At 63.2% G+C, this 13,223-nt stretch carries 13 protein-coding genes; 7 read left to right on the forward strand and 6 right to left on the reverse strand.

The window, feature by feature from the left end:
- The first annotated feature begins 234 nt into the window (after positions 1 to 234).
- Positions 235 to 747 carry a response regulator gene (locus HHL24_RS18315; RefSeq protein ID WP_169486840.1) on the forward strand — a complete coding sequence of 171 codons (513 nt, stop codon included), beginning with the start codon at positions 235 to 237 and terminating at the stop codon, positions 745 to 747.
- A gap of 132 nt (positions 748 to 879) precedes the next feature.
- On the opposite strand, the gene HHL24_RS18320 is transcribed toward HHL24_RS18315, so the two are convergent.
- Both HHL24_RS18320 and HHL24_RS18325 read right to left on the reverse strand, forming a co-directional pair.
- Entirely contained in the window at positions 880 to 1,458 is a 579-nt protein-coding gene (locus HHL24_RS18320; protein WP_169486841.1) for a Fur family transcriptional regulator, read from the reverse strand.
- A gap of 112 nt (positions 1,459 to 1,570) precedes the next feature.
- Positions 1,571 to 2,197: a glutathione S-transferase family protein gene (locus HHL24_RS18325; RefSeq protein WP_169486842.1), complete on the reverse strand. Its 627-nt coding sequence runs from the start codon at positions 2,195 to 2,197 to the stop codon at positions 1,571 to 1,573.
- A gap of 293 nt (positions 2,198 to 2,490) precedes the next feature.
- Between HHL24_RS18325 and HHL24_RS18330 the strand changes: the two genes are divergently transcribed.
- Complete coding sequence (locus tag HHL24_RS18330) at positions 2,491 to 4,185, forward strand: ATP-binding domain-containing protein (protein ID WP_169486843.1); 1,695 nt, start codon at positions 2,491 to 2,493, stop codon at positions 4,183 to 4,185.
- A gap of 7 nt (positions 4,186 to 4,192) precedes the next feature.
- On the opposite strand, the gene HHL24_RS18335 is transcribed toward HHL24_RS18330, so the two are convergent.
- Positions 4,193 to 5,155 carry a phosphoribosyltransferase gene (locus HHL24_RS18335; protein WP_169486844.1) on the reverse strand — a complete coding sequence of 321 codons (963 nt, stop codon included), beginning with the start codon at positions 5,153 to 5,155 and terminating at the stop codon, positions 4,193 to 4,195.
- 292 nt (positions 5,156 to 5,447) lie between these two features.
- Between HHL24_RS18335 and HHL24_RS18340 the strand changes: the two genes are divergently transcribed.
- Together HHL24_RS18340 and HHL24_RS18345 are read left to right on the forward strand one after the other, a co-directional pair.
- Complete coding sequence (locus tag HHL24_RS18340; protein WP_169486845.1) at positions 5,448 to 5,996, forward strand: molybdopterin-dependent oxidoreductase; 549 nt, start codon at positions 5,448 to 5,450, stop codon at positions 5,994 to 5,996.
- Positions 5,966 to 7,834: an ATP-binding protein gene (locus tag HHL24_RS18345; protein WP_169486846.1), complete on the forward strand. Its 1,869-nt coding sequence runs from the start codon at positions 5,966 to 5,968 to the stop codon at positions 7,832 to 7,834. Before HHL24_RS18340 ends, HHL24_RS18345 begins: the two co-directional genes overlap by 31 nt.
- Positions 7,835 to 7,937: 103 nt before the next feature.
- Here HHL24_RS18345 and HHL24_RS18350 read toward each other — a convergent pair whose 3' ends face one another.
- The 3 genes from HHL24_RS18350 to HHL24_RS18360 all read right to left on the reverse strand — a co-directional run bounded on the left by HHL24_RS18350 (position 7,938) and on the right by HHL24_RS18360 (position 10,686).
- Complete coding sequence (locus tag HHL24_RS18350) at positions 7,938 to 8,792, reverse strand: helix-turn-helix domain-containing protein (protein WP_169486847.1); 855 nt, start codon at positions 8,790 to 8,792, stop codon at positions 7,938 to 7,940.
- A 296-nt stretch (positions 8,793 to 9,088) separates the two neighbouring features.
- The gene (locus HHL24_RS18355) at positions 9,089 to 10,429 is read right to left on the reverse strand and encodes a type II toxin-antitoxin system HipA family toxin (protein WP_169486848.1); all 1,341 of its coding nucleotides are present in this window, start codon (positions 10,427 to 10,429) and stop codon (positions 9,089 to 9,091) included.
- A 2-nt stretch (positions 10,430 to 10,431) separates the two neighbouring features.
- Complete coding sequence (locus HHL24_RS18360) at positions 10,432 to 10,686, reverse strand: helix-turn-helix domain-containing protein (protein WP_169486849.1); 255 nt, start codon at positions 10,684 to 10,686, stop codon at positions 10,432 to 10,434.
- 204 nt (positions 10,687 to 10,890) lie between these two features.
- Between HHL24_RS18360 and HHL24_RS18365 the strand changes: the two genes are divergently transcribed.
- The 3 genes from HHL24_RS18365 (at position 10,891) to HHL24_RS18375 (ending at position 13,129) form a co-directional block, all read left to right on the forward strand.
- On the forward strand, positions 10,891 to 11,523 hold the full coding sequence (locus tag HHL24_RS18365; protein ID WP_169486850.1) for a C39 family peptidase: 633 nt from the start codon (positions 10,891 to 10,893) through the stop codon (positions 11,521 to 11,523).
- Between the two features lie 95 nt (positions 11,524 to 11,618).
- Positions 11,619 to 11,870, forward strand: a complete 252-nt coding sequence (locus HHL24_RS18370) for a hypothetical protein (protein ID WP_169486851.1) — start codon at positions 11,619 to 11,621, stop codon at positions 11,868 to 11,870.
- A 158-nt stretch (positions 11,871 to 12,028) separates the two neighbouring features.
- Complete coding sequence (locus tag HHL24_RS18375) at positions 12,029 to 13,129, forward strand: potassium channel family protein (protein ID WP_169486852.1); 1,101 nt, start codon at positions 12,029 to 12,031, stop codon at positions 13,127 to 13,129.
- Positions 13,130 to 13,223: the final 94 nt, after the last annotated feature.

Raw genomic sequence — 13,223 nt, forward strand, 5'->3', positions numbered from 1 at the left:
AAGAACAGGAATGTCAGAGAAGATGCCGGGCGGACAAGGCGGTGCACACGGGTTTGCACCAGCGGCCACGGCGAATCGGGTGTCGGCATCGGTTTGCCAGGGCAACGGCGCCGAGGGCCGGTTTTTCATCGGCGTGCAATTTTGGCGCGTTACTGTGCGCACGCGTTGCGCTCAGGCCATGCTTTACAATCGCGGGCCTGTATGCAACTCGACGCATGAAATCGAGTCGGAACCATGGACAGCAATACCGCAGCCGCGCAAATTGGCGGCAAACAGCAGGACGATACGTTGGCCACGTCTGACGGCCTAACCGTTTTTTTAGAGCAACAACAGAACATGAACGGAGCATTGAGACTCGATCAGGCCACGATCGTGCTCGTCGAAGACGACCCGGATAGCCGGGAATCGCTGACCTTGTTACTCGAAGCAGAAGGGGCGCATGTCGTCGCAGTGGCGGATGCGGAAGAGGGCGTCGAAGCGGCGCTGCGGCTGTTGCCTGATGCGGTGGTGTGCGACCTCGAATTGCCGGCCATGGACGGTTTTTATCTGATCCAGCGGTTGCGCGATCACGAAATTCGCGGCGACCATGTGCCTTCGGTGGCCGTAGCGCTCACGGGCCATACCGACGACGCTTATCGCTTACGCAGCATCGGCGAAGGCTTCCAGTATTTCATGACCAAGCCGGCATTGCCGGAAGACCTCGTGACGCTATTGCACAACGCGATCGCCGCTCGCGCGGCGGGCTGAAAGGTTTCGTAGGTGGGCGGCGGTTTCTTGCCGCCATATCTTCAGCGGCAAGCCTTCGCGTGGCAAGACGATCTGCAATCGGTCCGCAATCGGTCTGCAATCAGGCTGCAAATCTGATTGCGGCCGCTACTGCTATTTGGCGGCGGCGACCGGTGTCGCGGCACCGGCGCTGGCCGCTTCCGCTGCCTGACAGGCGGAACACAATCCCTTCAATTCGATTTCATCGCTGGCAAGGCGGTAGCCCGCGTCTTCGATTTGCGCGACGAGCGCCTGGCGCAGCTTGGGCTGATGCAGTTCGGTGACGTTGCCGCATTGCTGACAGACCACCAGAATGCCGTGCTGGCATTGCGTCAGGTCGTGGCAGACGGTGAATGCATTGATCGATTCGATGCGGTGGACGAGCCCAGCCGAGAGCAGAAAGTCGAGCGCCCTGTAAACCGTGGGTGGCGCCGAGCCGGGATGGATCTGGCGCATGTCGTCGAGCAACGAATAGGCTTTGGTGGCGCGCCCGGAATTTAGCAGCAATTCGAGCACTTTACGGCGGATTGGCGTAAGTTTTTCACCGCGTTCGCGGCAATATTCTTCCGCGAGGGTCAGTGCGGCTTCCTGCGATTCACCGTGCCCACCGTGCAGGTGCCCCGGCTCATGATGATGAGCAGAGGCGGCAAGAGTGGCTTTATCGGCGGTCGCGGCGGGCTTGGCGGTCTTCATGCGTCGATTATAAAGGCCATCGCGCTTCGCTGTGACGGTGTCAGGTGCGCTGGCCGGTCGCGGCTGGGCGCCGCGGACGAGGCATGAGGCTGCCGGCTAGCCGCTGGATAGTTTAGGTCAGCGGGAAATCGACGTATTTCTTGAAACCCGGACGCGTCGCAATCCGCGAATACCAACGCTCCAGATTCGGCAGCGGGGGACGTTCGACGCCGTCCAGCCCGAACCAGCGTTTCGCGTACGCGCCGATCACGATATCGGCGAGCGTGAACTTCTCGCCTTCGAGGAAGAAGCGGCCTTGCAGATGATTGTCCAGCAGGCGCCATAGCAAGGTGACCGCGGCGAAGTCGCTAGCGAGCTTGGCGGCGTCGCGCCCGGCGGCCGGCGTACGCACGAGAGCCCAGAACACTGGCTTTTCCGCGGGTTGCAGCGTGGTGAGCGACCAGTCGAGCCAGCGGTCGATGCTCGCGCACAGTTTCGGCTCGGACGGGTACAGGAGGCTCGATTCGCCGTATTGCAGCACCAGATAGCGCAGGATCGAGTTCGATTCCCACAGCACGAAGTCGTCATCGACCAGCGTTGGAATCTTGCCAGTCGGGTTCATTGCCAGATAGTCGGGTTCATTGTTGCGGCCGAATTGCAGGCCCGCGTCGATGCGTTCGTACGGCAGCACCAGTTCGTCGCAGCACCACAAGACTTTCTGTACGTTGACCGAGTTGGCGCGTCCCCAGATCGTAATCATCCGGCAAATCCTTTTTTTACATTGGTAGTTGGCAAGCCGCGCGCGGCGCGCGGCGTTCAGCCAGTAACGATACACGATGCGCATGGGTTTGCGCGCCGCGTGCCTGTAATCTGGCGCGCGAAGTGTTGTCCGCGGCACGCCCCGAAGCGTGACCCGAAGGATGACCCGAAGGATGACCCGAAGCGTTGCCCGAAGCGCCTTGCCGACAGAAGCCCGATTACCGCCCCCGGGCCATGCCGGCAACGCGCGGGCGTTGCGTACAATGGGCGCACCCGAATACGACGAGGCACCGCATGGCCCGCATTGTCCCCGACGACTGGAAGAGCCTCGCCGCCACCGGCGCGGCGGCACGCGAACGCGAAACCCTCGCGCTGCTGGAAGAAGCGCTTCCTGATGGCTACACCGTCTATCACGGCGTGCATTGGACCCGCCTGAATCAGAACTTTTCGGTATTCGGCGAGGCTGACTTCGTGATCGTCAGCCCGGCCGGGCGTGTGATGATCGTCGAACAGAAAACCGGCTTCCTGCGCGAAACGCCCAAGGGGCTCGTCAAGGTCTATCTTCAGACGGAACGCAACGTAGCGATCGCGCTCGCGCACACCGTCGAAACGCTGCACCGGCGCTTCACCGCAGCGTTCGGCGCGGGCACTTATTTCATCGAAGAGCTGCTGTATTGCCCGGACCACATCGTCAAGGATGCGGCGATTGCAGGCGTAAATCCTGCACGGATTGTCGACGCGACGCGTAAGGACCGGCTTGCCGCGATCATTCGCGAAGCCTTGCCGGCCGACGAACCGCGCCTCGCCTGCGCACCGAAAATCCATCACTTTCTCGCCGACGAGCTTGCGCTCACGCCCGACGCCAGCGCACTGGTCGGCCAGGCCGGCACGCTCGTTACGCGTCTGGCGGGTGGCCTTGCGACCTGGGCGCGCCGGCTCGAGTTTTCGCCGTTCCGGCTGCGCGTGATCGGCACGGCCGGCTCCGGCAAAACACAACTCGCGGTGCAGGTGATGAAAGACGCGGTGGCGCGCGGGCAGCGGCCTTTGTACGTGTGTTTCAACCGGCCGCTTGCGGATCACATTGCGCGGGTTGCACCGCCTGAGGCGAAGGTGGCGAACTATCACCAGCTATGCGACTGGATTGCGCGCGACGCGGGCCGCGAGCCGGATTTCCAGTCCGGTGACGTCTTCGATCAGCTTGAAACGATTTTCGCCGAAACGCCGATCGACGCGCGCTGGCAATTCAACGTGCTGATCGTCGACGAAGGCCAGGATTTCCAGCAGCCGTGGGTGGCCGCGCTCGAGCGCCTGTTGCGGCCGGGCGCCGCGTGGTGGTGGCTCGAAGACCCGTTGCAGAATCTGTATATGCGCGAACCGGTCGAGCTGCCCGGCTGGACCACGCTCAAAGAAACCACTAACTACCGCAGTCCGCGCGACATTCTGGATTATGTGCGCGACGTGGTCGGCGCCTCGGTGCCGGTCGCGGCGGGTCTGGCGTCGGGCAGTCCGTTCGACGGCTCCGATATTTCGCTCTCCGTCTACGACGAAGCAAATGCCGCCGAAGGCAGCATCGAGGCGACCAAGCGGGCGATCACGCAGGCGTTGTCGCTCGGCTTTCGCAAGCAGGACATTGCCGTGCTCTCATTTCGCGGCCGCGAAGGCTCGGCGATGACCGCGCAGGATCATCTCGGCCCGCATCGGTTGCGCAGTTTTACGGGTAAGTACGATCTGTTCGGCAACCCGGAGTACCGCGAAGGGGATGTGCTGTTCGAGTCGATCTATCGCTTCAAGGGGCAGGCGGCGCCTTGCGTGATTCTCACCGAAGTCGACTTCGAATCGTTCGACGAGCGTATTGCACGCAAGCTGTTCGTCGGCGCCACGCGTGCGACGATGAAGCTGATTATCGTCGCCTCGCAGCGGGCTGCGCGGCATTTGCATCTGCGTGACGGTAAAGAGGTGAAAGAGGTCAGGGAGTTGAAAGAAGTCTAGCGCTCGATCAAGTCCACGCATGTGCCCCGACCAGCATCCCGGTTTGCGTTAGCGCGTCCCACCAGATCACGCGCAGCAAGGGCGCTTGCTGAGCAATCAGCAACGCCTGCATCGGATCGCTCTCGACAAAATGCGTGACGCCGCCGCGCAATGCCGCAGCAGCCTTGTGAGCGGCGGCGCCGGCGGGACTTTCATCGTGCGTGCCGGGCGTGCGCATCACCAGTTGCATATGACCGAAGCCGTGCCGCGCGAGCCACGCTTCGGTGCGCGCACGATCCAGTTCCGGCCGGCCGGTGATGATCGTACGCACGCGTTGCAGATCGATGCCCGGCAGCACTTCGAACGGCAGCAGCGCGTCGCGTTCGGTGAGCGCCGCGGCCAGATCCTCGTCGTAGCGCGCGAGCGGCACGTCGGGTAGCAGAATGCCGTCGAGGTCAATCGCGTAGGTGGCGTATTCGTGGTCGTCGGCCATGGCGGGCGCAGCGCCCGCTTGGGCGCCCCCCGCTTCAACGCGCTCCCAGTCCTCGCGATAACGCTGGGTGTAGGCCTGGCGTTCCCACGGAAACAGCGCGAAGTAGCCGCGGGCGTCGATTGCGTAATCGGGTTGCGTGCGGCTCAGGTCGTCGACCGCGGCGGTCAGCGTCTTGACGTCGAGGCCATGTTGCTGAAGGAATGTGATGCAATCGGTCAGCGTAAAGCCACGCCCCGCGATGTCCTCGCACAGCAGCACTTTCGAACCCGCGGGCGGGATCGGCAATGTCGAATCCCAGGCGACCATGCGTGACTGGCGGTCGTAGCGCAGAAAGGCGACCGGCGTGCCGGCCGCATGCGAAACCATCAGCGCAAGCGGTGCGCCGCCACGCAGAATGCCGATCGCCATCGTGAAACGCTCCGCCAGCAACGTGGGTTGCAGCGATTCGATCCAGTGATCGAGCTGTTCGTATGTCAGGGGCAAAACCGGCTTGTTCATGACTCGTATGGCGTCGCATTGCGCACGTAAGGAAAGGATCCCGTAGACGGAGAGCGCCGTGCGGCGCAGCGCGGCGGCAGGTCCTCGTTTTTGAGACAAAGAATTTTGGCGATATTATGCATGCCGTTCAAAGATCGCGCGTCGGGTGAAGCGCGTCGCCGGACGGGGTGTGTCGCAAAGACCGCCGGCCCGGCGGGAAAGGGGCGACGGCGTTGCAGGTTCGCCGGCAGATGGAGCCGGTGCAGCGTGGCGTCGCCCGCAAAAATAACAAATGATGGAAAAAGCCAGGTAGATGACCAAGATGAACACAGCGGTGGATGGCAGGAAAGGTGTGGTCAGGAGCGCATGGTGGGGGCTGGGTCTGCTCCTCGCTTTCGCCGCGTGGAGCATGCAGGCACACGCACAGGCAGAGTCGTTGCCGTTATCGCTCGACGTGAAGGGCAAAATCAGCAAGACCAACGATGCGGCGCACCAGTCGTATCACTTCACCGAGGCACAACTGCTCGCGCTACCGGTCCATTCGATTACGACCGCCACCACCTGGACCCCGCGTTCCACCTTCACAGGACCGCTGCTCGCGGATATCCTGAAGGCAGTCGGTGCATCCGGCAGCGCAGTCGAGATCCATACGCTCGACGACTATACCTACACCATTCCGGTGTCGGACTGCGATCGCTACGGCGTGGTCGTTGCGTACAGCATGAACGGCCGGCGCCTGAAGATCAGCGACTTCGGGCCGCTGTTTCTTATCTATCCACGCGACGCGTTCCCCGATGAACTCATGGGTGCGGCGGGCGACTCGAAATTCGTATGGCAGATCAAGGCACTCATCATCAAATAACGCGCCGCCCCTGGCGTCGTGTCCTCTATGTGCTGATCTGGCTGACCGCGCTCGCGGCGCCGGCTGGCGCAATCGGCTATCTGTTGTACGCGAACCTGCTCAATCCGCGGGCGACCGAACCGCTGACCGGTCAGTACGACGGCTTCTATTGGGACGCCGCGCAACTGCAGATCGCCTACGCGCGTTTCGAGAACCAGTTGCTGCTGTATCAATCCGGCGTCGACGACGACTATCAGCGGCTCATGCTGCGCTACCAGTTGCTGCAATCGAAGCTGCATGTGATGGCCGGGTCGACACGCCGGCTGACCACGCAGCTCGCGCTGCTGCAACGGCAAATGGACGAGATCCAGTCGATCGATCGTTTGCTGGGCGAGATTCAGCCTGAGGTGGATGCTTTGCCGAAGGACCGCAACCGCGCCAATCAGATCGTTGTGGAGCTGCGCCAGCATTGGAATGAGGTCAACGATCTCGCGTTGAGCCGCCGTTTCGCCGACGTGGCTGACCGTGAGGCGATGAACCGCGATTTCATCGACAAGCGCCGCATGCTGTTCGCGGGCGGCCTGTTGCTGCTGTTACTGTCGGCAGCCGCGACCACGCTGCTGGTGCTCAACGGCCGGCGCCGCACGCGTCTGATGCATCAGCAGCACGCGGCGCTCGAAGCGGAGCATCAGGCGAGCCGCGCAGCGCGCGAGTCGAGTCTCGCGAAAGACGCGTTTCTTGGCATGATCAGCCACGAACTGCGCACGCCGTTGCATGCGATCGTGTCGTCGATTGAATTGCTGGGTTTCAACTATCACTCCGAGGCCGACCGCAAGGTCATCCAGCGGCTCGAAACCGCAGGGCGGCATCTGGAAGCCCAGATGAAAGACCTGACCGATTACGCGCGCCTCGGCGCCGGCAAGCTCGAACTGCGTCACGAGCATTTCGAGCCGCGCGAGCTGCTGGCTTCGATCGTCGACGAACACGCGATGTCCGCCGCCGCGCGCGGCCTCACGCTGGAAAGCGAGGCGAGCGGCATGAGCGGCTTCGTCGATTCCGATCCGCATCGCATCCGTCAGATCGTCAACAACCTGGTCACCAACGCGATCCGTTACACCGAAACCGGCACGGTGCGCGTGCTACTGAGGCAGCGGCCGGCGGTGTTGATCTTCGTCGTCAGCGATACGGGGCCGGGCGTGCCGCATGCGCAGATCCCGCTGATCTTCCAGGAGTTCACGCAGCTCGACGCGTCGCGCACGCGCCGCTTCGAGGGTGCGGGGATGGGACTCACGATCGTGCAGGGGCTGGTCAGGCTGTTTGGCGGCACCGTCGAGGTGGCGAGCACGGTAGGCGAGGGCACCACCTTCACGGTGACGATCCCGGTCACACCGGTCGCGGCAACCGCGCCGCCCGGCACGGCGGTGCACGCTGAACCGGTCGGCACGCGCCCGTGCGTGCTGATCGTCGACGACAACCGGCTGATTCGCGAGTCGCTCAGCGAGATGATCGCGCACATGGATTTCGACGCGCACGCTGTCTCCAATGCCGACGATGCGCTTGCGTGGCTCGACGCGCGTCGCTGTGACGTGGTGCTACTCGATCTGCATATGCCGGATCGGGACGGTTATGCGTTCCTTGAGGATTTCGCGGCACGCGGCGGGGCGTCGTCGGGTGTTCCGGTGATCGTCGTGAGCGCGTATGCGCCGGAGGCGGATAGCGTGGGTAGTGCGGATAGTGCGGCAGGGGAAGCGGGAGAAACCGGCTTGCAGCCGTTTTTCGAAGCGTTGTTAAAGCCAGTACATTACGAGGAACTGCGCAGCGCGTTGCAGCGTGCTTTGGCTTCGCGGCATACGGTGTGACGTGACGCCTCGGAGGACGCAGATGGAGGAGGGCTCAACCTGAGCACACACCTTCAGCCGCTTGCCGGCGCGTACCGGCGCATAACCGTTACATACCGGCACATCAAGGCCGGTTGAGGCGCTTGGACAGATCGGCGACCAGGATCGCCATGCGCGCGGGCTTTTCATAGCACGCGACGTCGTAATCGCGGATGACCTGGCTGATCTCCGATTCGCTGGCCTTGCCGGTCAGCAATTCGCCGGTCAGCACGAAAATCGGCGCGTCCGGATTTTCCGATGCCCGTATCGCGCGGATCGCCGCCGCCGAGGTCTGCGAGCCGAACAGCCAGTCGATCACAATGCCGTCGAAGACCTGCGTTTGCAGTTGTTCGGCGAACGCGGCGAGGCCGTAGATCGCCACCGCCGCGAAGCCGCTGCGCTCGAGATAGTCGCGCAGATTGTCGGCGGAGGCCTGATCGTCGTCGACCACAGCGATGGTCGGCTTGTCGGTTTCAGCGCGGCGCGGATAGATCTCGATCTTGTGGACTTCGTACGCGCTTTGGTAAAGCGTGCCGTCGTGACGCGCAACGCGCCATTGACCGAGCTTCGGGTACGCGACAAATTCAGGGCGGCTGCCGGGTTCGAGCGCGGCGCCGACCCATGCGGTGCAGGCCAGCTCGATCGCGCCGATGCAGAACACCGCCTCTTGGGCGATGGCGCCGACCATGCCCGGATCGAGCGACTGTGCGCCGAATAGCTGAGCGGCAGGTTCGCCGAACACCTCGGCAACCTTCTTGATCTGCGAGAGGGTCCACGGGCTGTTGCCGCGCAGCTTGCGGTGTCCCTGCGAAAAACTCAGATCGAGGATGCGGCACAGCTCAGTGGTTTGCTGGCGTTTGCCGATTCCATGCCGGCTCATCAACTCGCGCACGCGCTCGGCGACTGCGATGGAGTCAGGTGAGTGTGTTTCGTTGGTCATACTGCGTGTGGATCTGCCTTCTTAAAGGGTGGCTGTGGGGCGTGCGATACGACACGCGCAGCGCAGCCATGCACATTGGATGCGCATCGACGCGGCTACGCAGGGGACAGCAAATGTACCGCAAAAAGTATCGCGGTCTGTGTTTTTGTATGACCGCCGCCGAGGCTGTCGGTGCGAGGTGCGAACGGACACATTCGGCGATCTGTTTATGCTTTTAGCATCGAATGTATTTTACCGATGAAACCGCGCGGCATCTGTAGAGAAATATCTCCGGCGGGCGTATTCCTTATTCGACGCTAGGTTGCTGGCATCGTGCCGAGCTTCGCCGCCGAGCTTTTCAGGCCTTTGAAAATCCGCTCGGCGACCTTGGCCGGAAACCGTTCGGGCAATTCGGCCGAGACCCGCGCGATGACCTCCGGCGTCTGTTCGATCAGCCGCTGGATCAAGGGCTCGGCGTTCGCGCCGTACGAGCATCGCAGCGCCATTGCGTTGAAGTGGCGCCGCTGCACATCGCGGAAGGCGTCGTGTTTGCTGCGCGACCACATTGCCATGGCGAGCTTGGCCTTGAACCATGACCATTGATTCGGGCCGTTGCCCTCCACCGGCCAGATCGACATCACGTCGTAAAGCGGCGTCAGGCGGTACTGGCCGCCCGCCAGCAGGCGAATGCTGAAGTTCTTGGCGTGGCCGTCCGGCGCCGCCAGCATCCAGAACAGGATCTGGCTTGCCAGCAGCGTCTCGATGTCCTGTTGCGCCGCCACCGATTGCTGGAGAATCCGCGCGAGGTCCAGCACGCCCGGACCGCCTTCGTTTTCGTACTTGCGATGCGACGGCACACCGTACACCTGGCAGAAGTCTTCCTGCGGCAGGCGCAGCAGCCATTGCCCGCTCGAATGCAGTTGCCGGTCGAAGCGTTCGACGCTCAGCACCCGTTGCTTGCCGAACGTCATGATCTCGGTGTTGGCCACCGGCAGGCCATAGGCGCGCAGAATTCGCAGACACAGCCATTCGTTTTCGACCGAGGTGCTGAGGTCGGCGAGCTTGTTGCCGACCAGTCCGAGCGGCAACTTGAAAATATGTGTGGTGGGCGTGGCGCCGTGCGGACGTTGCCACTTGCCGTCGTGCCACAGCAGGGCGGTTTTCTCCTGCGCACCGGCGAGTGAGATGCGGAAATCGTCTGCATCGCCGGATGCGCCGGGGGCGGGGTTGCTGACGGTGCGCGCCAGCATGGTTTCGATCTCGCTGTCGGAGAGTGGCGTGCCTTCGATCCGTTCGACGCCGGCCGGCGCGTCGTCAACGGCCAGCAGCTGGACAGCGCCCACACAATCGCGGCCGATGGCTTGCAGCAGGTCGAACGCCTCGAGCGTATCGGTCTGGTAGCGCTGGGCGATGCGCTTTCTGATCGCCTCGCTGTCGGGCAGCAGATTGTCGAAATAGTTGAGCACCCGTGGCCCTTTGTGCGCCCCATTGCTCGGCGCGAACGGCAGCGAGAGCGAAAGCGGCCGCCCCGCGGGCGAGGCGAGCCATGCGGGGTCGTAAGCGAACTCCATGGGACCGCGGGTGGGCAGGCGCCAGACGCCAACGCGCTCACCGTTGGCCCACACTGAAAGCGCCCGCGAATGCGTCTGGCGGCCCATGCTTACCACTCGATCAAAGGCGCCGGCTCAGGCGCCGGCTGGTTCTTGTCGCGTACCTGCAATTGCAGGCCGTAGGCGCCGCACAGCGCCAGCAATTGTGCGAGGGTGAGGGCGGCGGCGTCGGTTTCCAGCGCCGAGATGCGGCTCTGGCTGACGCCGATGCGCGCTGCGGCTTCGGCCTGGGTGAGGCCGGCCTGGCGACGGCCGGCAGTCAGCAGTTGGGCCATCTGGTCCGGCGTGGCGACGAGGTGGATCATGGCAAATTATCCGCGAGACGAATAAATGCATTTTATGCGTCAGACAGATATTTGTCAAATATTCGTCTGACGCATATTCGTCAGATATCTGTCTGGCGAATAAACGACAAATATCTGCGTCACGAATAAATTCCATCTGCCTGGTCCCTGTCGGGATGGCCGTGTAGCATGCTATGAAAACATCTTCTACCGACTGCGCGACTCATGAATCCACCGACGCTACGCCACACCGACGTGCCGTACTACACGCAATGGGGCAGCCCCGACTGGGTGCGCCACATCGTCGAACAACAGGGCGATCCGTGCGACGATCCCTATTGGCAGCGCAGCGGTTTCGCCGACCCGGAGCGTTACCGTTTCTGGGCCAAACGCCTGTGCGGTCTGACCTGCCTCGAATCCGCCCTCGACTACTGGGACATTGAACATGCCCCGCGCGCCGCGCTGCTCGATGAAGCGTTGCGCCACGGCGTGTACCGGCTGCGCGACGACGGCGGCGTCGACGGTTTGATCTACCGGCCGTTCGCCGATTGGATCGGCGAGGCATTCGGCATTCAGGTCGAAGTACTGCCGCAGGCGCCGCTCGAAGAGATCGCCGTGCGCATCGACGGCGACACGCTGGCGATCGTCTCCGTGAGCCCCGAGATCCGCTATCCGGAGCGGCCGAATCAGCGCCAGGGCGGGCATCTGATTCTCCTGCACGGGCGCGATCGCGACGGCGTATGGTTTCATAATCCGTCCGGCATTGCGCCTCACCAGGCGGACGTATATTTGCCGTTCGCGACGATGGCGCGTTTCTACGCAGGGCGTGGCATGACGCTCACCCGCATCGCGCGCTAGACGCGGCAGCAGGCAAGCCGTACGGCGAGCGCACTGATCGGGCCCGTTTTCTGCTGAGGAGCTTCACACCGACCTTTGCGATACTGGAACGAGTCATGAATCGAGTCTATGCCTTGCTCGCAGCCAGCCTTGCCGCGCTTGGCGCCGTCACCGCGGCGAATGCGGCCACCGAGGACGACCAGGCCAAAGCCTGCCGCGGCGACGCGATGCATTTCTGCGCCGCCGACATTCCGAGCAAGGAAAAAATCACCGCCTGTATGAAGCAGCACCTCGACGAACTCAGTCCGGCGTGCCGTGCGATGTTCAAGGGCGGCAAGAAAGACGACGCCAAAGCCGCTTCGCAGTGAAGGCGGTGGCGCGCTGCTGCTTTTCGGTGAATCACTTTCGGTGAATCACTTTCGGTGAGTCACCTTAAACCCCGCGCTGCAGCCGCGTTCCCGCGATCCGGCCCCACGGCGCGCCGGGCGTCGTAGAATCGCTTGTTCCCGATTCCCGGAGTAGCCGCGTGTCTGATCAGCCACACCCGCAGCCACGCCCACGCTTTCGCCTGCCGCGCCGTGCCCGCACGCCCTGGCAGGCGCCGCGCGCCCGCACGCTCTTCACGCGCCCCGCGGCGTCGCCGCAGCGCGTGCTGCTGCAGCGTATCTACCTTGTGCTCGGCCTGTGTGTGCTCGCCTTCGCCGTGCTCTATCTCGACCGCGACGGTCTGCGCGACGCCAACCGCAAGGTGCTCGGCATCGTCGATCTGATGTACTTCACGATGGTCACCGTCGCCACCGTCGGCTATGGCGATATCGTGCCGGTCACCGCCCGCGCGCGGCTCATCGACGCCTTCTTCATCGTGCCGATCCGTATCGTCATCTGGTTCGTGTTTCTGGGAACCGCTTATCAGTTCGTTATTCAACGCGTCATCGAGGAATTCCGCATGAAACGCCTGCAAAAACAACTGCGCGATCACGTCGTGGTGTGCGGCTACGGATTGAGCGGTTCGGTCGCGGTGCGCGAGCTGCTGGAAAGCGGCTTCGCCGCGGAGTCGATCGTCGTCATCGATTCGCAGCAGGAGGCGCTCGAAGCGGCCACGGCGTTGGGCGTGGCGGGCCTGCTCGGTGACCCGTCGCGAGAGGATCTGTTGCAGCAAGCGCAGGTGCGTATTGCCAAGGCGGTGATCATCGCCGTCACCGACGACGCGATCGCGATCCTGCTCACGCTGACCGTGCGCAGCGTCGCGCCGGACACGAAGATCGTCGTGCGGATTCAGGAGCAAACCTACCAACGCCAGCTGCGCCAGGCTGGCGCCGACGTGATCGTTTCGTCGACCAAGATCGGCGGACTGCTGCTCGCCGACGCGGTGGGCAGCAACTACATCGTGCCGTTCGTCAACGATCTGCTGTCGGCGCGCGGCCGTGCCAATCTGATCGAACGTCCGGCGACGGCGCAGGAAGTCGGCCGCTGGAGCAATGCGTTGCCGGGCGCGGTGGTGGTCGGCCTGGTGCGCGCGGGGCGCATGCTGTCGTTCTACGACGACGAGCCGTGCCCGATCGAAGCAGGTGACCTGCTCATGGTGATCCAGTCGTCGCGTCCGCCGAGAGCATCGTCCCTGCGCTAGCTCGCACTGCAACGCGGGCTAGCGGGCCCGCTCGCCGACGTTTTCCATTTTTACGGTTTTCTGGTGCGCTGAATCGAACACACCCTCTCGCAAG

Origin of the sequence: Paraburkholderia polaris (assembly GCF_012927345.1) — a bacterium.
GTDB lineage: Bacteria > Pseudomonadota > Gammaproteobacteria > Burkholderiales > Burkholderiaceae > Paraburkholderia > Paraburkholderia polaris.